Origin of the sequence: Chryseobacterium proteolyticum, from assembly GCF_046591535.1 — a bacterium.
GTDB lineage: Bacteria > Bacteroidota > Bacteroidia > Flavobacteriales > Weeksellaceae > Chryseobacterium > Chryseobacterium proteolyticum.
The window spans coordinates 1029026-1050366 of the sequence record NZ_JBJLWK010000001.1; the positions used below are offsets into that span (position 1 = coordinate 1029026).

A 21341-nucleotide genomic window follows, 5' to 3' on the forward strand; every position below is an offset into this window, starting at 1 on the left:
TGATATTATCTTACAACGCCATTCCTCCCGACACTTCGATTCTCTGACCGCTGATCCATCCTGCATCTTCCGTACACAAAAAAGCGACTACTCCACCTACATCTTCCGGAAGTCCAGCCCTTCCTAAAGCTGTGATGTTTGAAACCAAAGCATTAACCTCTTTATTATCACGTGTTCTGCCACCTCCAAAATCGGTTTCTATAGCTCCGGGCGCCACGACATTAGCTTTAATCTTTCTCGCACCTAATTCTTTCGCCATATATTTTGTAAGCATTTCAACCCCTGCTTTCATAGATCCGTATACTGACGATCCCGGAAGCGCTACTCTTGCCAAACCGGATGAAATATTGATAATTCCACCTCCATCATTCATAAAAGGCAAGAACTTCTGACTAAGGAAAAATACTCCTTTGAAATGGATATCTATAATATCATCCAGTTGCTCTTCTGTAGTTTCAGTAATCGGAGAATATAAAGCAGTTCCGGCATTATTAATTAAATAATCAATATTCGGACTTGCGGTGTGCTCCTGTAGATGATCTGTTACATTTTTTATAAAGGCGTCAAAACTTTTCACATCTCGTGTATCCAATTGGAAAGCAGCAGCATTTCTACCCAATGCCTTGATCTCATTGACTACAGCATCAGCTTCTTCTTTACTGCTTTTATAGGTAATGATAACGTCGAGACCTTTTTCAGCTATTCTCAAGGCTGAATTTTTTCCTATTCCACGGCTTCCACCGGTTATTAAGGCAATTTTTGTTTTTGAATTCATTTTTTCGTTGTTTTTAATGGGACAAAGTTCTGGTATTTGGAGACACAGATGTTTGCTTCAATCAATCTGAAATTTGCAAAATTCAAATCAGGAACGAAACTGTAATGGATTGTATGAAGTTTTTCTCTTAAAGAAATTTGAAAAATGAGCAATTTCCTCAAAACCCAACGCATACGATATTTCAGAAACATTCCAGGTGGTTTGCTTCAATAGTATTTTAGCCTCCTGGATAAGCCTGTCAGCTATAAATTCCGTCGTAGTCTTTCCTGTATTTTCTTTAAGTTTTTTGTTTAAATAATTAACGTGCACAGACAGGCGGTCTGCGTAATCTTTTGCTGTTTTAAGCTGGAGTCTCTGATCGTAGGATTCAATGGGAAACTGTCGTTCCAATAGCTCTATAAACAAAGAAACAACTCGTAAAGAAGCATCATTGGAGGTCGACAATTTTGTAGCCGGCTGTAACTTTTGTCCGTAATGGATCAATTCGAGTACATAATTGCGGATCAGGTCATATTTAAAAATATAATCAGACTCAATTTCAGTTTTTATTTTCCTGAAAAGTACCTCAATTTCATCTGCTAACGAAGCATCAATTTCAAATACGGGGAATGCTCCCGGTTGAAATATAGGCAAGTCTTCAAGCGTATTATGAGATTTATCCTTAATGAAGAAATCTTCAGTGAATACACAGAAGCTACCCGATTGATTAGGATCTTCAGGAACCCAGTGATAGGGAACCTTAGGCGTTGCAAATAATAGCGCATTCTCTTTTATGGGAATAACCTTATCTGCATATTCTGCTCTATTTCGTCCCCGGATCAGGCTTATCTTATAATATTTTCTTCTGTTATATGGCATTTCAGAAGTTGCCTTTACCTTTTCAATGGTCTGAGCAATATCAAATACATTAAAATGACCAATATCTTTATGCAAACCCTTTGGAAAAATACTTTCAATATCCTTCCCCAGCTTTGCAGTCATTTCCCTATAAAAATCTTCCAGAGAAGCATGCCCTATTTTTTCCATAATTGAGTATTTGTAAAATTCAAATATATAAAGTTACACAAATATTGAATTCCAATCATTTATTGTTAATGTAAATATTTTTCATAATATAGTGACATACAATAAATATTTTTCATAACTTAGTTTAAACTAATTTATTAAAATCATAATATGAAAAATCTGAATCTCCAAAAAGGAAAAAAATTAAACAAAAAAGAGTTAAGAACAATTACCGGTGGACTACAAATGTGTGTGGATCCGGATACCAATCAATGCATCGCTTACGGGCGTCAGTGTGCAGAATTTCAATGCAGATACATTCCTTAAATTGATATTTTTTACGAAGCCACTCTTCCAAAGAGTGGTTTTTTGTACTAATTCAATAAGGCTGAAAATTGATGTTTTCAGATTCAATAAAAGGAAATAGATTAGAAGCATATTTATTACTAAATCATTAACACGATCATCATGAAAAAACAAAATTTACAAAGCGGAATAAGATTAAATAAAAAAAAAGCTAAGAACAATTACAGGAGGCCTGATGCAATGCCGTGATCCGAAAACCAACGGTTGCAGGATCTTTTCACTGGGATGTGCAGAGCCTGAGTGCCGTCCGGAACTTCCATAATCCCAACCGCAAAACTTTTCTCATAAGACCATTCTGCATAAGAATGGTTTTATACTATTTTAACTGATCAACTATTAATAAACACTTTAGTTACTGTAAAAATGCATTTTTAAATGTACAGGCACTTTAGGGATGATCATTTCTTACCCTGATTTATTAAACAATTACCAATCAATACATATGAAAAACCAAGACTTTATGAAAGCAAAAAAACTGACAAAAAAAGAATTAAAAACAATCGTCGGAGGAATGCTTGACTGTAAACAGCCTATCGCATGTCCTACTTATCCCTGCGACCCTCCGCTTCCGGATTATCCTAACGGTTGTACAACCATTTCGCCAAGCTGCGCACAAAAGGAATGTCGTTATTAACGGATGCACATTTTTGTTAAAAAAAAACGCTCCCAAATTAATGGAAGCGTTTTTTTAATTACTATAACTTTAATATTTCTTTTACTTTATACGTTGAATCTGAAGTGCATAATATCACCGTCCTGAACAATATATTCCTTTCCTTCTACAGATAATTTCCCAGCCTCTTTTACTTTCGATTCCGAACCATATTGTACATAGTCGTTATATTTGATTACTTCTGCACGGATAAATCCTTTTTCAAAATCAGTATGGATAACTCCGGCTGCCTGAGGAGCGGTCCATCCCTGTCCGATAGTCCATGCTCTTACTTCTTTTACACCCGCAGTAAAATACGTCTGAAGCTTGAGAAGATCATATGCTTTTCTGATTAATCTGTTAACTCCGGGTTCTTCTAATCCCAGCTCTTCAAGGAAAATTTCTCTTTCTTCGAAAGTTTCAAGCTCATTGATATCAGCTTCAATCTGAGCAGCCAAAACCACAATTTCAGATCCTTCTTTTTGAGCCATTTCATCAATTTTGGACACCCATTCGTTTCCATTCTTAATTGAATTCTCATCTACATTACAAACGTAAAGTACAGGTTTTTTTGTTAATAGCTGAATATCGTCAATAATTGGTTTTGTAAGATCATTTACAGGAAACTCTCTTGCATTTCTTCCATCTTCAAGAAACTTCTGAAGGCTTTGCAGCGTTTCATAAGTAAGAATGTCTTCTTTTTTTCCTGATTTGATAAATTTCTTAGCTTTATCAACTGCTTTTCCTACTGTTTCAAGATCTTTCAGCTGAAGTTCAATATCAATAATTTCTTTATCTCTCAAAGGGTCTACGGAACCTTCTACGTGAATGATGTTTCCATTATCAAAACATCTTAAAACATGGATAATTGCTTCACATTCGCGGATATTTGCAAGAAACTGGTTTCCTAAACCTTCTCCTTTGCTGGCTCCTTTTACTAAACCTGCAATATCTACAATCTCCACAACAGCCGGTAAAACTCTTTCAGGATTTACTAATTTTTCCAACTCGAATAATCTTTGATCCGGTACTGATACCGTACCCAGGTTAGGTTCGATAGTACAGAAAGGATAATTGGCAGATTGAGCTTTTGCATTGCTCAAACAGTTAAACAGAGTTGATTTACCAACGTTCGGCAATCCTACGATTCCACATTTCATAATGAAACTATTTTATTTTTAAAGGTCTGCAAAGATAGTGATTTTAACACGAGTTTCATAATAAAAAAATCTGCCGGATTCCCGGCAGATTTTTTTTTACATTTTATTTGCACCTTAAGGATTTGCACCTGTAGCGTTCTGAGCTAAGGGAGCATCATCAGGTGTTTTTTCTAATGTCTTATCTAATGTAAACAGAGATTCGTCCGTTGCACGATCTCCACCAGCAATTTTTAATTTATCGATCAGGTTCTGAGCTAAAGTTTCCTCTTCAATCTGTTCCTGAACGAACCATTGCATAAAATTCCAAGTTGCCCAATCCTTTTCCTGAAGGGCAAGATCAACAATTTTATATATCGATGTTGTATTGTCTACCTCGTGATTAAAAATGCCGTCAAAGCAAGCAGTCAGAGATTCAGGATCACTTGGAGGTGCAGGAATGGCATCAACTTTAGGTTTTCCGCCTCTGTTTAGTACATATTCCATAAATTTGATAGAATGGTTTCTCTCTTCCTGCGCATGCCTGTATAGAAAGTTAGCAATACCCTGGTATCCTTTGTCATCAGCCCATATTCCATAAGAAAGAAAAGTGTGTGCTGCATGAATTTCTTTATTCATCTGATCGCTCAAGGCTTTTTCCACTGCAGGTGAAAGTCTGTTCGTATTCATAATATTTTATTTTTAGTGATTATGAATATAATCCTGCAAAAATGGTTCCGATAAAGTTCTTATTCTTTAAAAAAAAACACTAAAATAACAACATAAAATACTAGAAAACAATATTTTAAGCTAACAATTTATAGTTATTCTAAAATAAAAGCAGCTCTACAAGAGCTGCTTTTATTGTATCGGCACCAATAACATATCATTTATTCTTTGCTTTATAGTTTTGGAAGCCTTTTATTATTTTATTTTTTTTGCCATGTAATCACTTTCATTTCCCAGCCGGTCAATTGCTTTAATGGCAATTGCATTTAAAGTTTTTCCATCCTTATATTTAGGAATATCTTTTGAAAGTGTGTCTAAAGTCAGAATTTCAATTTCCCAAACGCCATTATATTGCTTAAATAATGCCCACTGAAATACATCTTTCAGATTTTTATTACTCCAGCTTGCCTGAGCAAAACTTCCGTTATCGGCCACAAACAATGTTGGGGTTGAGATAGGAGCAGCTTTAATCCATGGACTTTTTGGCACCAAAGCTTTTTCTTTATAGGGCCCGTTTCTCAGGGTGCTTAACATCGAGGGATTTCTCGTAAGCCCTGCAATGCTCCAATGGATTTCACCTGCATCACCTTTCAGAATCTGTCTGGAAAGTTCTATCTGGTTTTTAATCTCGGAAGGACGATCAGAAGTCCTGATTTCCACTGTATTTAATCCCGGCCATAGGTGGCGTTTCATTGTATTTTCAGATTCCCACCAATTCAGCAAAGCTTCAAAACCCTGCCCTTTAGAATCAATAGGCCAGTACAGTTGGGGAGAAAAATAGTCTACCCATCCTTTATTTAACCATAATTTAGCATCAGCATACAATTCGTCATATTGAGAAGATCCTGTAATTCCCACAGGATAACCCGGTTTCCAGATTCCGAAAGGGCTGATCCCGAATTTTACATAATTTTTTTCCGCATGAACTTCTTTGTAAATCCTTTCAACAAATTTATTGACATTATCTCTTCTCCAATCTGCCCGGGATAAAGTTCCTCCACTGCTTACATATGCATTCCAAGTAGCATTATCAGGAAAATCACCTCCTTTATTATAAGTTGCATAAGGATAAAAATAGTCATCAAAATGCACCGCATCTATATCATATCTCTGCACGATATCCTTTACCACATTAGAAACGTGTCCCTGTGTTTTAGGATTCGCAGGATCAAACCAATACATCCCGTTTTTTAGTCTTACCACAATGTCAGAAAGCTTATTGGCCATAGAAAGGCTGTTCACAGCTCCTCCGTTTGTATGATGTGCACGATAAGGATTAAGCCAGACATGAAGCTCCAGACCTCTTTTGTGGGACTCTTCAATCCAGAACTGCAACGGATCATAATTGGGATAAGGGGATCTCCCGGTCTCTCCTGTCAGAAAATAAGACCAAGGTTCAATAGAACTGGTGTATAATGCATCCGCAGAGGGACGTACCTGAAATATTACAGCATTAAAGTTGTTATCTTTCAGCATATCCAGCATACTGATGGCTTCGGCCTTTTGCTGATCAATAGATAAATCGTTTCTTGAAGGCCAGTTGATATTCGCAACACTGGCAATCCATGCACCCCGGAATTCCCTGTTAATAGCCGGAAGATTAACTTTAAAAACCTCATCGGCTGGTGGTACAGGAACTGGTTTAGTATTAGCCACAGGAGGCTTTGAAATATTTTTAACGGGATTGGCTGTATTTGGATTTCTGGTTGGTTTTACCGTATTATTCTGAACGGTACGGGAACTTCCACAAGATGCCAGTACCCCCAGCAATATGATCAATTTTAAATTACTAACTTTCATAGGGTGCAAAACTACATTAAATTATTTTTTTAGTTTTTTAAAAATATTATAATAAATTGAATTAATTCAACTTTTGTATATAAAAAAAAGCCTCGAAAATCGAGGCTTTCACTTATATTGAATTTCATTATGCTTTCGCAGATCTTTCCAGTCTTTTTCTTTCTTCTTCAGAAAGTACTTTCTTTCTCATTCTGATGAAGTTTGGAGTTACCTCGATTGCCTCATCACCCTGGATATATTCCATACATTCTTCTAATGAGAATAAGATTTTCGGAGCAACACCAGTATCTTTATCTTTTCCAGAAGCTCTCATGTTGTTCAACTGTTTTGCTTCTACGATGTTTACAACTAAATCTCCTGGTTTGTTTTGTTCACCAATGATCATACCTGCATAGATTTCCTCACCCGGATCAACAAAGAACTTACCTCTATCCTGAAGTTTAGCAATAGAATATTCAGTAGCCGGACCTTGAGTTTTGCTGATCAATACACCATTGTTTCTTCCAGGAATAGCACCTTTAAATGGCTTATATTCTGTAAAACGGTGTGCCATAATAGCTTCACCAGCTGTAGCAGTTAACATCTGAGAACGCAATCCGATCAAACCTCTTGAAGGAATCTCAAATTCCATATGCTGCATTTCTCCTTTAGTTTCCATAATGTGAAGGTCCCCTTTTCTTTGAGTTGCCAAATCGATAACTCTTGAAGCATACTCTTCAGGAACATCAACAACCAATGATTCATAAGGCTCACATTTTTCACCGTCAATTTCTCTTAAGATAACTTGTGGCTGACCGATTGTCATTTCATAACCTTCTCTTCTCATTGTTTCGATCAAAACTGATAAGTGAAGAATACCTCTACCGAAAACAAGGAATGTATTGGCATCATCAGTCTGTTGAACTCTTAATGCTAAGTTTTTCTCCAATTCTTTCGTTAATCTTTCTTTCAGGTGATTTGAAGTAACATATTTACCGTCTTTTCCGAAGAAAGGTGAATTGTTAATAGAGAACGTCATGTTCAACGTAGGCTCATCAATTGCAGTTCTTGGTAATGGTTCAGGATTTTCCATATCCACAAAAGAATCACCAATCTGGAAAGAGTCGAAACCTACTACAGCACAGATATCTCCAGCTTGTACTTCAGTTACTTTTTTCTTTCCTAAACCTTCAAAAACGTATAATTCTTTTACTTTTCCTTTTACAATTTTACCATCAGCCTGAGCAAGGCCAATCCACTGAGATTCTTTAATCTCACCTCTTGTTACTTTCCCGATTGCAATTCTTCCCAGGAAAGAAGAATAATCAAGAGAAGTAATTTGCATTTGAAGATTACCTTCAGATACTTTTGGAGCAGGAACATATTGTAAGATACCATCTAATAATGGTAAAATATCTTCCGTTTGCTCTAGTGAAGTATTGAACCAACCTTGTTTTGAAGATCCATAGAAGGTTGGGAAATCCAATTGCTCTTCAGTAGCTTCCAGGTTGAAGAATAAATCAAATACCTGATCATGTACTTCATCCGGACGACAGTTTGGTTTGTCTACTTTATTGATAACCACTAGTGGTCTTAACCCTAATTCCAATGCTTTTTGCAATACGAATCTTGTTTGTGGCATAGGCCCTTCGAAAGCATCAACTAACAAAATTACACCATCTGCCATTTTAAGAACTCTCTCTACTTCACCACCAAAATCGGCGTGACCAGGAGTATCGATTACGTTAATTTTAACGTCTTTATAAGTAACAGAAATATTTTTAGATAAAATGGTAATCCCTCTTTCTCTTTCAAGATCGTTATTATCCATTATTAATTCTCCACTTTCCTGATTTTCTCTGAAAATGTTTGTAGCATGAATAATCTTGTCAACCAAAGTCGTCTTCCCGTGGTCAACGTGTGCGATAATCGCAATATTTCTAATGTTTTGCATGAATGATTTTTACGGGTGCAAAAATAGTGTTTTTTAATTAATTAATCAGTATGATTATACATTATTTAACAAATTCATAATGAGAAAGTTAAAATAAATCACATAGCAATGGGCTCCCTGGCTCCTTATTCCAAAGTACACATATACCTGACCATCCAGCTGTTAGGCGTTCATTACATCATACCTTCATCTGTATTTTCTAAAAAAAATAAACCAATACCATCTGAATAACAAGAACCGCACAAAATCTTAATAAAAAAGATTTTTTCGAAATTTTATGTCTAAAGATAAAAATTCCGAATATTCCTCCTACACTGCCGCCAAATAGGGCCAATGCCAAAAGTGTGTTTTCAGAAATCCTTCTTTGATGCATTTTAGCCTTTCGTTTATCGATTCCGAATATAAAAAAGCACACGAGATTAATAGCCAATAAATAATACATCATATCCTGCAAATGTACGATCCTTGTAAAAAATAAGGCATAGTAATTAAAATTTAACCACTATGCCTCATCTTATATTTGATCAGAAATTATAAATTAACCGTGCTTTCCTTCTCTTATTTCCTCAACCATCTTAGCATTAAATGCTGGCAAATCTTTCGGTGTTCTGCTTGTAACAAGACCATTATCCACTACAACTTCTTTATCTTCCCACAAAGCTCCTGCATTTTTTAGATCTTCGCTTATCGAATTCACAGAGGTCATATTTTTTCCGTCTACAACTTTTGCGTTGATCAGGATTTGTGGACCGTGGCAAATCGCCGCAACAGGTTTTTTCTGCTGAAAAAAATCTTGTACAAAATGGAGTGCTTTGTCATTTGTTCTTAACTGATCTGGATTGATCACCCCTCCAGGTAATACCAGTGCATCATAATCTGAAGCATTTGCTTCATTAAGATTTTTGTCCACAGTGTATTCTTTACCCCAGTCTTTTTCGGCCCATGCTTTTATGGTTCCGGAATCGGGGCTTACAATATGCGCAGTCCAACCTTGTTGTTCCAAAAATTCTTTTGGTGATTGTAACTCACTTTCTTCAAAACCATGGGTTGCCAGAATTGCAATTTTTTTCGACATAATATTAAAATTTTTGGTGTTATTAATTAAGAAGAAGAAAAAATGATGCCGAGCCCGTGTTATCAATTACTAAAAAAAGTTAAACATAAAAAAAGAGCTGCTATTAAGCAGCTCCCTATTTAGTATATCTAACAAATTATTTTTTTGCTTTCACATTAACGCCGATCTCAATGTCTTTACTAATCATCCATTCAGCAGGGTCTGCTTCGGAAGTTCCGAATTTAATACCCCAATCAGCTCTGTTTACAGTAAATTTAGCATCTATAGAAGCGGAATTAGCTGTTGCTTCTACTTTGGCTGGGAAAGTTACATTCATTGTTTTTCCCAATAGCGTAAGATTACCGCTTATTGTTTTATTTGCACCTGCCACAGCATCTTTAGGAGCTTCTTTAAGGTCCGCTACACGGGTAATTTTAAAATCTGAAACCGGATTCTTCTCTACATTAAAGAAGTCAGGAGTTTTTAAATGCGTTACCAGATCTTCCGGCTTCTTGTCTTTTTCAGTTACTGAAGCAGGATCCACTTTAATAGAAGTCATGTCGATAACAAAATTTCCTGCAGAAACCTGATTACCTTCAACACTAAGGTCACCTGATTTTACATTAAGAGTTCCCCAACGTGGAGCAAAACCTCCTTTATGGTAAGCTTTCCAGTTAACCACAGAAGCTACTGTATCTACGGCAAGCACTTCTCCTTTGCTCTCAGCAACAGCCTGTTCCTGGCCAGCAGCCGAAGCCTCCGCTGATTTCTCTTTAGTACATGATGCCATAAGCAATCCTACTCCTACTAACGCGATAACACTAATTTTTTTCATATTTTATTTTTTTAAAAAGTTTTTGAACTGATCAGGATCGATTCCTTAATTCTGAAATTCAAAAGTAGAAAAACCTTATTACTTATTCTCTTATCATACATCAAGAAATTAAGTTTCTATTTTCAGATATCCATCATAAAGTCCTAAAACCATACAAATATGTAAGGTGTAAGATATTTCACTCACCATATAAATTGCCTATTTTAGCAGTCTAAAATTTAGAATGAATACAACCGGCTATATACAACAAGCGCTTAATATACCTGAAAAAAGCATTACGAATACCTTACAATTATTGTCAGAAGACTGTACTATTCCTTTCATCTCACGATATCGAAAAGATACGACCGGAAATCTGGATGAATTGCAGATTGAACAAATTTCAAAACTCAGCAAGCAGTTTGATGAAATCATTAAAAGAAAGGAATCGATCCTCAAATCCATTGAGGAGCAAAACTCTTTAACGTCTGAACTTCAGCAAAGAATCCAGGATAGTTTCGACATACAGGAACTTGAAGATCTTTATCTTCCGTATAAAAAACGAAAAAAAAACGAAAGCCGATGCTGCGAAGGAAAAGGGACTTGAACCTCTGGCTAAAATCATTATGAGCCAGAAATCCCATGATCTGGATTCTGTAGTTTCCCGGTATATGAACGATTTAGTTTCTTCTCCGGAGGAAGCTTTGCAGGGAGCACGGGATATCATGGCTGAATGGATCAATGAAAATATGTATGTCCGCAAAAATCTCCGTCGTTTATTTCAACGCAAAGCAGTTATATCTTCTAAAGTTGTTAAAGCCAAAAAGGAAGAGGAAGGTGCACAAAAATTTTCTCAGTATTTTGAATGGGAAGAAAGCCTTGGCAGAACCCCCTCCCATCGACTTTTGGCTATGCTACGAGCAGAATCTGAAGGTTTTGTAAAAGTAAATATAGGAATTGATAAAGAAGAGGCAATCGATTTTATTGAAAATGCCATCATTAAATCTAAAAATGAAAGTAGTGAACAAATTGCTCTGGCGATAAAAGACAGCTATAAAAGGTTACTGGAACCCGCCATTTCCAATGAAACACTACAGGAAGCAAAAGAAAAGGCAGATAAAAAAGCGATCGAGATTTTTTCTGAAAATTTAACCCAGCTATTATTAGCTCCTCCTTTAGGAGAAAAAAGAATATTAGCAATAGACCCTGGATACAAAAGCGGGTGTAAAGTGGTATGCCTTGATGAAAAAGGAGACCTTCTGCACAACGAAACCATTTATCCGCATGCACCTCAGAATGAATCGGGAATGGCAATGAAAAAGATACGCTCGATGGTTAACGCCTATAATATTGAAGCTATTTCAATAGGAAACGGAACAGCAAGCCGTGAAACAGAGTTCTTTATTAAAAAAATTGCATTTGACAAACCGCTGCAGGTTTTTGTTGTTTCAGAAGCCGGAGCATCTGTTTATTCTGCAAGTAAGATTGCCAGAGAAGAGTTCCCCAGCTATGATGTGACAGTACGTGGTGCTGTTTCCATTGGCAGAAGACTTGCAGACCCATTAGCTGAACTCGTTAAAATTGATGCTAAGTCCATTGGTGTTGGACAATATCAGCATGATGTAGACCAGACTCAATTGAAAAACGAACTGGATTCTACGGTTATGAAATGTGTAAACTCCGTAGGGATCAATCTGAACACAGCCAGCAAATCACTTTTAAGCTATGTTTCCGGAATTGGTGAGAAAATGGCAGAAAATATTGTCAATTACCGCGCGGAAAACGGAGCTTTTGAAGACAGGAAACAATTGAAAAAAGTACCCAGATTAGGAGAAAAAGCTTTTCAGCAGGCAGCGGCATTTATAAGAATAAGCAACGGAAAAAATGCATTGGATAATTCAGCGGTGCATCCGGAAGCATACGGTATCGTTGAAAAAATGGCCAAAGACCGGGGAATAAAGCTGAATGAACTTATAGCTAACAAAGAGAAAATTGCATTAATCCAGCCGGAAAAATATATTAGCGAAGAAATTGGTATCCTTGGGATCCGGGACATTTTAAAAGAGCTTGAAAAACCGGGATTGGATCCCAGAAAGGCAGCCAAAATTTTTGAATTTGACCCCAATGTAAAAAGTGTAAAAGACCTGAAAATAGGAATGATCCTTCCGGGAATCGTTAATAATATTACAGCCTTTGGATGTTTTGTTGACCTGGGGATTAAAGAAAGTGGATTAGTCCATATTTCTCAGCTCAAGGACGGTTTTGTTTCAGATGTGAATGAGGTAGTGAAGCTGCATCAGCATGTTCAGGTAAAAGTAACAGAAGTAGACGAGGTAAGAAAGAGAATTCAGCTGAGCATGATCTTATAAAGAATTTAATTTGAAAATCTCGGAAATTAAAGAAAGAAAAGTCATTCACCGGCCGATTCGTTATTTTGACGAGTCCGGCCAAAGAATTTATCATGCATACGAGTATCATTTACCTTATAATCCAGGTTATAAAGGAAACGAGACCGAAAGACTTTTTGCCAAGTGGATAGATATGCTTCCTTTTGGTTTAATTTTCTACTTTCTCCTTCATAAAGTAATTGTTATCAGCATTCTGCTTTCCATACCCTGTGTTATCATTGCAGGAACCATAACGGAATGGTCTTGGGGAACAACTTTAGGCAAGAAAATATTTAAAATTAAAGTCCTGGATGATTACGGAAACTATCCCGGATTTTTAAAATCATTCCAAAGGAATCTTTTATGCCTTGCTAACTTTTCCCCTGTCTTCTCTGAATACACAACCAGAACAATTGCCATGGGAAGACGAACCGGAACGCGGGTGAATTTCAGCATGCATATGAACAACACGATCTGTAAGACCTATATTGTAAAAGAAAGCAAAATTCCGGAAATCAGGGATCTCCTGAAATATCAGGGTGATCAGAACCTTTTATTGTAAAAGCTTTTTTTAAATAAAAAACCGCCCTAGTGTTGTGGCGGTTTCATTTATTGTTTATTTATAATCCTTTGAATCTCTTCTCGGCTGCTTTGCTTCAGGCCATTTTACAACCTCCCCTTTTTCATCTTGCGGCATTACTCTTCTCTCTCTGCTGGTAAACTCAGGATCTTCAGATGCCATATAAGCTAAGGTAGCTGTTAAAATCACATTATTTTTAAGCTCATCAAAAACGATCTTATCATATGTATCTTTCGTTGTATGCCAGGTATATCCAAAATATCCCCAGTTCAATGAACTTAATGAGAATCCCGGTACACCTGCTGCTACAAAAGATGCATGATCAGATCCACCTCCTCCCGGCATTCCCGGAAAATCGGTTTTAATATTATCACGTACATTTTTAGGAACTGCATTCAGCCATTTCCCGATATAATCATATGACTTCAGAAATCCCTGTCCTCCGATATTCACTACTCGGCCAGTTCCATTATCCTGGTTGAAAACAGCCTGAGTTCCTTTCATAATTTCCGGATTATCAGCAACAAATCCTCTCGATCCGTTCAATCCCTGCTCCTCGCTTCCCCAAAGTCCGATTACAATCGTCCTTTTATTATTAGGGTAGTATTTTTTAAGAATCCTAATGGTCTCAAGCATGGTAAGTGTGCCGGTTCCATTATCCGTAGCACCCTGCGCTCCGTCCCATGAATCCAGGTGTGCAGAAAGAATAACATATTCATTGGGTTTTTCCTTTCCTTTGATCATTCCTATCGTGTTGAAGCTTTTAGCTTCAGGAAGTATTTTTGACTGGGCCTCAAGCTTTATTTTGGGTTTAGCCCCCTTTTCTGCCATTCTGTACAACATGCCATAATCTTCCACATCAATATCAATCATGGGAATTTTAGATGTTTTCGCTCCGAATATTCTGTTGGCTCCCATAATTCCTGTCCAGTTGGAAATGGCAATCCCTGCTGCTCCCGCTTTTTCCAGAGCTTCCGGAAGTGTATTATTGTCATATCCTATATTCTTTACATAATCACGGAAATCTTTGGAAGCTTGTTCTTTTTCCGCCTTTAGCTTTTCATATAATTCCGGAGTAGCGAATTCTTTGATCTGATCATCAGAACGTCCGATTTTCTGATACTGCGCAATCAATACCATTTTACCTTTTACAGAAGGCAACCACTGATCAAATTCGGCCTTGGAAGATACCTTTGGAAGTACTATAACCTCAGCTTCAATTGCCTTCTTAGTTGCAGGGCTCCATGCAAGTTGTGTGGCAGATAATGATTTCACACGGGGATATACCATATCTACATGGGTAATTCCTCTCTGCCACCCTTTCCAGGTTCCAAATTGCTGAAGGTTTGCATCTACTCCCCATGAGCGAAGTGTTTTAGCTGTCCATTCATTGGCGGCAAGCATTTCCGGAGTTCCTACCAAACGGGGTCCGATACCATCAAGCAGCTCATAGGCCATATTTTCGAGTTGAGAATTATTATTGGCTTCATTCACAAAGCTTTCCACAATAGGATTAAGCTTTTCCTGAGATTTTGCGGGAGCCTGTGCCCAAGAAAACTGCGTTGCCAGAACAACTGCCGGCATTGCAAAAAACGTATTTATCTTCATAGCATTATTGATTGGAATAAAGATATAGATTTCAGCGAAAATTGAAAAGAAAAGGAGAACTAAATAAAAGAATAAAAGCCTTTATAGGAAAATAATTAAGAAATTAAATGGATAACAATTAAAAAAACAGCTTAAAACAACAGTTTAATTTTTTTTTTCAAAATTTGTTACTTTTCATTAATAAAAGCCTGCTCCTCAGCAGAAAGTATGATAGCATCTTCTTTCTCCTCTTTTACCGGAACATTTTCCCAGATGTTTTTACTGAAGTCTACTCTGTACGAAAGTCCCTCCTTATTTGACTTTTCAAAAGTATTGTAAATAATTTCTCTGTTGAATTTTCTTTCATGCTTCTTTCCCTGGTAAAAAGCAGAGTATTTTTCACCTTTAAGTCTTACCAAGGCGGGCAGATACATTCCGTCTTTTTTATAAAAATCAAAAGTAAGTGAAGCATCCCCTAATTGGTAATCATACTCTATTCCTCCTGCCATTTTTCTTCTGATTGGCGGATAATTTGTCTGTAGATAATTGACTTCAAAATAAGTAATCACTTTATCAGCCTTGTTATACTTAAGCTCTCCTATGAGCTCAATACCCGTACCGGATTTAACCTTAAAAGTCATCATCTGCTCATCCCCTTCTTCAGAGATTATTTTCCCTGAATATTTTGAGTTAATACTGTTAATATGATTAAGTGTACGGTTCAGTTCGAAGCTAAGAAAATAATTTCCCATATACTCATGAGAAAATTCATTACTCCCCGGCGAAAAAATACTGTCTGACTTTAAATTTTTCAGGTATTTTACATTATTCAGCTGCATCTGGAGAATCTTGTCATAATTTTTACGAATTCCGTCATTATAATTGTAATGGTTACTTTTGCTCCATAATTTAGCTTCCGTAATAACTAAAAAGCAGAGTTCATCATTATCTGATCTTTTTTCTTTGAATACCACATTATATAAGGAAGGCTCATTATAATATCTTTTTTCATAATTCTTTCTTATATCATTAAAAAGTTTTTTTATATCTATACTTACCATTTTTACCTCTTCAATATTTTTGAATGAAGGTTTCAATTTGATAAAAGAATTAAAACCGGATACTTTTCTTTTCTGATATCCGAAAGCTGATACTTCAAAGTTTCCTGCGTTCTGCCCAAGTGGAGCATAGCCGTCTTCATTGGTGTAAACAACCTGATTATTAAGAACAATCCTCGCATGAAATATGGCTTTCCCGTTTTCTGAATCTTTGACTTTTACTTTTTGCGCGGAAAAAAGACCAAAAAAAAAGAATCAAATATAAATAAGAATGCTTCATATGACGGGTGATTAATGTAAAACAACTAACTATACAAATATACCCACAAAGGGAAATAAGACAATACCTTGATGAAATTTAGTACTATTTAGCTTCTATTTTCAAAATTCTCTAAAACAAAGAGATTGAATATCTGAAAGCAGGATCCATAGAAAAATCCCGGCACAAAAAAAGCCAGCTTAAAAAGCTGGCTTTTAGGAAATTTATTTTTTTGATTCCTCAACAGAAACTTTTCTGAAATCTTTGAACAATTTGCTAAGTTCTAAAGCTGATTTACGAGCTCTTGTTCCAGCTGCCTTGTTTCCTTTTTCAGCTTGTTGGTTTGCTTCAGTTGCGAATGCTTCAAATTCCGCGTTGATTTTTTCAATTAGTTCTTTCATTTATTTTAAAATTTAGGGTGCAAATATAGGTTTTATGGTGATTCCAGCCTAACTGTGATGAAAAAAGTTTACAAAAATTTGAAAAAAAATAATCCTTTATAATACCCAATATAAATTCAAATTTTAGAAGGCGGGTGAAATTTTTAATTTAAAGCTAAATTTTTTCCAATATCCTTTTTAAATTAAGGGTTTATAACATAAAAAATTCAAAGACCTTACAGCATTAATACTGTATAAAATTGCAAAGCACTTTTCAATAGGAAAAGAAGCGGAATCTCAATTTTATAATAAGAGTACACAGTTCTTTTTATCTGTTTTTATGTACCTTCGTTTTTTATAAATTATCTGCCTGTCCCAACCATGGAGCTGCCAAAAGAATATATATTACGGAATACCCATATCAGCACGCTTTCAGTTTATGAACTTTTAAAGCATACTTCAACGGCAAGATTCATGGAAGAAAAAAACTTCCATGATATTGAACCTCTTGCCCTGGAGATTAATTCGGGTGTTTTTACAAAATCTGTTTCGACAATAGGTTTTCCTAATATTTCCGTAAGCCAGGTAGGTTCTTCAATTGTAACGGCATGCTCTTGTGATCAATACGGAGAAAAACTTTGTGAACATCAGGCAGAGATTATTTATTGTATTCTAGAACAGAAAAATTACAGAATATTCTACGATGCCAATCTAAGACAAAGGACATTGGTTTCACATGCTAAAAGTTTCGGGTTGGAAAATGAACCTGACCTTGACACTTATTTCCAGTTGGAATTACAGAACGGAAAACTCAACATTCAATCCAGGATAAAGGAACTTCTCCAGATAGATGAACCAGGCTTTAAACAAAATCTGCTTCCTACGAGGCAATCGGTTTTAAAGGAACTTGCTATGCAAGAGACTGAGAGAAAAAGAATATTGGTTATTGGCAAGCACCGGTATTATAATCATCTCAATTTTTCATTAATGGAAGCTGATACTACCCAAAGCGGTAAGATCAAAAATCCGTTGACCCCTATTCATCCTATGCAACTCGTCTGGAAAGCGGATCAACCTGCTGAGATCAAATTCTATACGGCAATCGCTTCTTTTCAGAATAAATTTAATGAAGAAGCGGACGCAACGGAAACGGAAGCCCTGAAGTTAATTATCCGGAATCCACAGGGACTTGATACTTATTACCACGATCATACTATTTCAGAAGCCATTTCTTCTAAATCCCTGATTCCCGTAAAGCTCAATCTGCTGAAAGCCGAAATTCTGCTTACAGTGTTTAAAAAAGAGCCTTTTTATGAGATTACGGGAGAATTACTATTTAATGATATTTCTCTTTCTTTCAAAAATGTAATAATCCGCCATGATTGTTTCATCTATCATCAGAATACATTGAATCTCATTGACAATCCTGATCTTCTTAGGGTGATCAGATTTTTTAAGTCCAATAATGAGATTCTGCTGATTCATGCATCAAAGTATGAACACTTTTTACATACTGTTTTATCTCCATTAGAGACTCATGTCCAAATCAATTACAGCTACATTCGTACTGCCAGTCCGGTACAGCTTCAGGAAAAGGATTTCCAAATGGAAAAGATCATTTATCTTCACCAGGAAGGCAACTATATCTCCATCACACCCGTAATGAAATACGGATCCGTAGAGGTGGCAGTATACTCCCGGAAGCAATTATATGATACGGATCAGAATGGAAATCTGTTTAAAATTGAACGCAATTACGAAGCTGAAACAGCACTTACATCCATTGTCATGATACAGCATGAGGATTTTCAGGACCAACTGGAGGGACATGAATATTTCTACTTGTACAAAGATAAATTTCTGGATGCCGATTGGTTTTTAAGAACTTTTGAAGCATGGAGAAATGAAGGGATAACCATCCTTGGATTTAATGAACTCAAAAATAACAAACTGAACCCTCACTCTGCGAAAATCAACATCCAGGTGACAAGTGGTATCGACTGGTTCAATGCTAAACTAAGTGTGCGTTTCGGAGGTAAAGAAGCTTCTTTGAAACAGGTACACCGGGCCCTTCGTAATAAAACAAAGTTTATACAACTGGATGATGGCACCCAGGGAATTTTACCTGATGAATGGATAAAGAAGATCGACAGGTATTTTCAGATTGGTGATATGGACGGAGAGTTGCTTAAAATTCCAAAAGTTAGCTTTTCGGAGGTTTCGGATTGGTTTGAAAAAGAGGTTTTATCAAAAGAGGTACAGACTGAAATTCATTCTTACTCCAAGCAATTCTCTGTGCTGAAAAAAGCACCTGAAATTCCCGTTCCTGCAGGATTGAGAACTACCCTACGAGATTATCAGAAAGAAGGCCTCAATTGGCTGGGGTTACTCGACCATTATAATTTCGGCGGCTGTCTTGCCGATGATATGGGATTAGGAAAAACTATACAGATCCTCGCATTTATTCTATATCGAAAAGAGAAATATCATTCCGGAACCCACCTGATCATCGTTCCTACTTCCCTGTTGTTCAACTGGCAGGAAGAGATTGAAAAATTTGCTCCTTCTCTTAAGGTATTGATGCATTATGGTCCGGACAGGGAAAAATCAACAAACCGTTTCCAGGATTATGACATTATATTGACAAGTTATGGAATGCTCCTTTCGGACATCCGTTTTCTTAAAACATTTCATTTTGATTATATTTTCCTTGATGAATCACAAACAATTAAAAACCCCAATTCAGAAAAATATAAAGCTGCACGTCTCTTACAAGCCAGAAACAGAATTGTTATTACAGGAACGCCTGTTGAGAACAACACCTTTGATCTGTATGGCCAGCTTTCATTCGCCTCACCCGGATTATTGGGGAGCAAACAATATTTTAAAGATACGTATGCCATTCCCATCGATAAGTTTGAATACAACAAACGTACTATTGAACTTCAACAAAAAATAAATCCTTTTATTTTAAGAAGAACAAAAAAGCAGGTTGCCAAAGAGCTTCCCGAAAAAACAGAAATGGTAATCTACTGTGAAATGGATGCAGAGCAACGTAAAATCTATGACCTTTATGAGCGTGAATTACGCGATTTCATATCCGCTTCCACAGATGATGAAACACTAAAAAACAGCATGCATGTTTTGACAGGTCTTACTAAACTCCGTCAGATATGCAATTCTCCTGTATTACTTAAAGAAGGCTACTCAGGCGATCACGCTGTAAAGATCCAATTATTAACGGAACAGATTGAAAATAAATCAAAAGAACACAAAATCCTTGTATTTTCACAATTTGTAGGAATGCTGGACCTCATCAAAAAAGAACTTGAAAATAAAGATATTCCCTTCGAGTATCTTACAGGACAGACCAGGGACAGAGGTACAAAAGTTCATAGATTTCAGACCGATGACAATGTGAGGGTATTCCTCATCAGCTTAAAAGCTGGTGGTGTAGGACTCAACCTTACAGAAGCTGATTATGTATATCTGGTAGACCCATGGTGGAATCCGGCTGCCGAAAACCAGGCCATTGACAGGAGTTACAGAATAGGGCAGACAAAACATGTAGTAGCCGTCCGTATGGTTTGTACCCATACGATTGAAGAAAAAATACTGAACCTGCAGAAAAAGAAAAGTAAACTGGCCCAAGGACTGATAAAAACAGAAGAATCGAAATTACAAGGCTTCAGTAAAGCAGATTTGCTGGAAATTTTAGAATAGTCTGACGGCATTTTCTTCAACCTCCTTTCTAATTTTACACAATACACATTGCTTGCAATATCTGTCGTTAGGTTTTCGTATCTTTGATTTTTATAATTTTAAAGTTATGAGCGATCGGCTGGAAACCATTGAAGACTATTACAGAAATATCAGAGAAAACCAATTAAAAATGTTTGATTCTCACGATTTTGAATTGGGGAAATCACACTTTAATATCTCTATGCGAAGATACTGCAGCTTCAAAAGCCCGTACAATCGTCGTGATTATTACAAAATAAGCTTCATCATCGGTAAAGGAACTTTTAAATATGGACAACAGGAATTGTATATAGACCGTCCTGCTTTGTTTTTTCCCTCTCCAAATATTCCTTATTCATGGGAGTGCGATGGAGATCTTCAGGAAGGCTACTTCTGCCTTTTCAATCAGGAATTCTTTAACGGAAGTTCGGAATTCAAGCTATTTAAGAAAACATCATTATTTAAGGAATGGAGCATGCCTATTGTATTTTTGACAGAAGAACAGACTCAGTTAACAACGGTGTATTTTGAACAAATGTACAAACTCAATAATTCAAATTATCCGTTTCGCTGCGGAAGCATTAAAAGTCATCTGGCATCTGTCCTTCATCTTGCCCTAGAAAACCGCGTAGAAGACGTTGATCCTGATGAACTTCCCGCAAATGTACGCCTGTACCGTCTTTTTGACGAATTGCTCAACAAACAGTTCCCTTTAGATTCTCCTGCCTATCCGCTTGCCCTGAAAACCGCATCAGATTTTGCCGAACGGCTTAATGTACACGTCAATCATTTAAATTCTTCTGTAAAGTCCGTAACCCAGCTTACTACCACACATATTATTAAGGAAAGGATGTTTGAGGAATCTAAAAACCTTTTAAAATACACCAACTGGGATATTGCTGAAATCGGTTACACTTTGGGATTCGATCAACCCTCTCATTTTAATAATTTCTTCAAAAAATACTCAAATACCTCGCCGCTCAAATTCAAGCACGCGATTTAATTCTTTGAATTTTGTAATTTTTTCTTTGTCTTTTAAAATTGATATCAAAAATTCCCGGCTTATTTTTGTATCATTAAAAAAA

General features: G+C 36.5%; 17 protein-coding genes and 1 pseudogene. 6 read left to right on the top strand and 12 right to left on the bottom strand.

The features are described from left to right. Positions 1-10 precede the first annotated feature (10 nt). Positions 11-775, bottom strand: coding sequence for an SDR family NAD(P)-dependent oxidoreductase (locus tag ACJ5H0_RS04790; protein WP_172278707.1), 765 nt, complete (start codon positions 773-775; stop codon positions 11-13). 87 nt (positions 776-862) lie between these two features. Further along, the gene (locus tag ACJ5H0_RS04795; protein ID WP_411247705.1) at positions 863-1801 is read right to left on the bottom strand and encodes a helix-turn-helix domain-containing protein; all 939 of its coding nucleotides are present in this window, start codon (positions 1799-1801) and stop codon (positions 863-865) included. 150 nt (positions 1802-1951) lie between these two features. Between ACJ5H0_RS04795 and ACJ5H0_RS04800 the strand changes: the two genes are divergently transcribed. Further along, on the top strand, positions 1952-2107 hold the full coding sequence (locus tag ACJ5H0_RS04800) for a bacteriocin (protein WP_172278712.1): 156 nt from the start codon (positions 1952-1954) through the stop codon (positions 2105-2107). Positions 2108-2606: 499 nt separating this feature from the next. Further along, on the top strand, positions 2607-2780 hold the full coding sequence (locus tag ACJ5H0_RS04805) for a bacteriocin (RefSeq protein WP_273648268.1): 174 nt from the start codon (positions 2607-2609) through the stop codon (positions 2778-2780). A gap of 86 nt (positions 2781-2866) precedes the next feature. Here the strand turns inward: ACJ5H0_RS04805 and ychF are convergent, their stop codons facing one another. The 7 genes from ychF to ACJ5H0_RS04840 form a co-directional block, all read right to left on the bottom strand. Beyond that, positions 2867-3958, bottom strand: coding sequence for a redox-regulated ATPase YchF (gene ychF, locus ACJ5H0_RS04810; RefSeq protein WP_172278718.1), 1092 nt, complete (start codon positions 3956-3958; stop codon positions 2867-2869). 114 nt (positions 3959-4072) lie between these two features. Continuing rightward, on the bottom strand, positions 4073-4624 hold the full coding sequence (locus ACJ5H0_RS04815) for a ferritin (protein ID WP_172278720.1): 552 nt from the start codon (positions 4622-4624) through the stop codon (positions 4073-4075). Between the two features lie 234 nt (positions 4625-4858). Then, positions 4859-6463, bottom strand: coding sequence for a glycoside hydrolase family 10 protein (locus ACJ5H0_RS04820; RefSeq protein ID WP_411247707.1), 1605 nt, complete (start codon positions 6461-6463; stop codon positions 4859-4861). Positions 6464-6590: 127 nt separating this feature from the next. Further along, a complete protein-coding gene (gene typA, locus ACJ5H0_RS04825; RefSeq protein ID WP_172278724.1) occupies positions 6591-8396 on the bottom strand; it encodes a translational GTPase TypA in 1806 nt (601 codons plus the stop codon). 199 nt (positions 8397-8595) lie between these two features. Further along, the gene (locus tag ACJ5H0_RS04830) at positions 8596-8841 is read right to left on the bottom strand and encodes a DUF1294 domain-containing protein (protein WP_411247709.1); all 246 of its coding nucleotides are present in this window, start codon (positions 8839-8841) and stop codon (positions 8596-8598) included. A 93-nt stretch (positions 8842-8934) separates the two neighbouring features. After that, positions 8935-9471 (bottom strand): type 1 glutamine amidotransferase domain-containing protein, encoded by a 537-nt coding sequence (locus tag ACJ5H0_RS04835; protein ID WP_172278727.1) that lies wholly within the window; start codon positions 9469-9471, stop codon positions 8935-8937. Positions 9472-9607: 136 nt separating this feature from the next. Further along, positions 9608-10285 (bottom strand): YceI family protein, encoded by a 678-nt coding sequence (locus ACJ5H0_RS04840; protein WP_411247711.1) that lies wholly within the window; start codon positions 10283-10285, stop codon positions 9608-9610. A 223-nt stretch (positions 10286-10508) separates the two neighbouring features. Here ACJ5H0_RS04840 and ACJ5H0_RS04845 point away from each other — a divergent pair. Together ACJ5H0_RS04845 and ACJ5H0_RS04850 are read left to right on the top strand one after the other, a co-directional pair. After that, positions 10509-12633, top strand: a pseudogene (locus ACJ5H0_RS04845) (Tex family protein). A gap of 10 nt (positions 12634-12643) precedes the next feature. Further along, positions 12644-13213: an RDD family protein gene (locus ACJ5H0_RS04850; RefSeq protein ID WP_411247713.1), complete on the top strand. Its 570-nt coding sequence runs from the start codon at positions 12644-12646 to the stop codon at positions 13211-13213. A gap of 54 nt (positions 13214-13267) precedes the next feature. Here the strand turns inward: ACJ5H0_RS04850 and ACJ5H0_RS04855 are convergent, their stop codons facing one another. The 3 genes from ACJ5H0_RS04855 to ACJ5H0_RS04865 all read right to left on the bottom strand — a co-directional run bounded on the left by ACJ5H0_RS04855 (position 13268) and on the right by ACJ5H0_RS04865 (position 16536). Continuing rightward, positions 13268-14839 (bottom strand): M20/M25/M40 family metallo-hydrolase, encoded by a 1572-nt coding sequence (locus ACJ5H0_RS04855; RefSeq protein ID WP_273648275.1) that lies wholly within the window; start codon positions 14837-14839, stop codon positions 13268-13270. Positions 14840-15006: 167 nt separating this feature from the next. Next, positions 15007-15915 (bottom strand): hypothetical protein, encoded by a 909-nt coding sequence (locus ACJ5H0_RS04860; protein WP_411247715.1) that lies wholly within the window; start codon positions 15913-15915, stop codon positions 15007-15009. Positions 15916-16359: 444 nt separating this feature from the next. After that, positions 16360-16536, bottom strand: a complete 177-nt coding sequence (locus ACJ5H0_RS04865) for a histone H1 (RefSeq protein ID WP_089026768.1) — start codon at positions 16534-16536, stop codon at positions 16360-16362. 360 nt (positions 16537-16896) lie between these two features. Between ACJ5H0_RS04865 and ACJ5H0_RS04870 the strand changes: the two genes are divergently transcribed. Next, the gene (locus ACJ5H0_RS04870; protein ID WP_411247719.1) at positions 16897-20238 is read left to right on the top strand and encodes a DEAD/DEAH box helicase; all 3342 of its coding nucleotides are present in this window, start codon (positions 16897-16899) and stop codon (positions 20236-20238) included. Positions 20239-20344: 106 nt separating this feature from the next. Next, complete coding sequence (locus ACJ5H0_RS04875) at positions 20345-21259, top strand: helix-turn-helix domain-containing protein (RefSeq protein WP_411247722.1); 915 nt, start codon at positions 20345-20347, stop codon at positions 21257-21259. Positions 21260-21341: the final 82 nt, after the last annotated feature.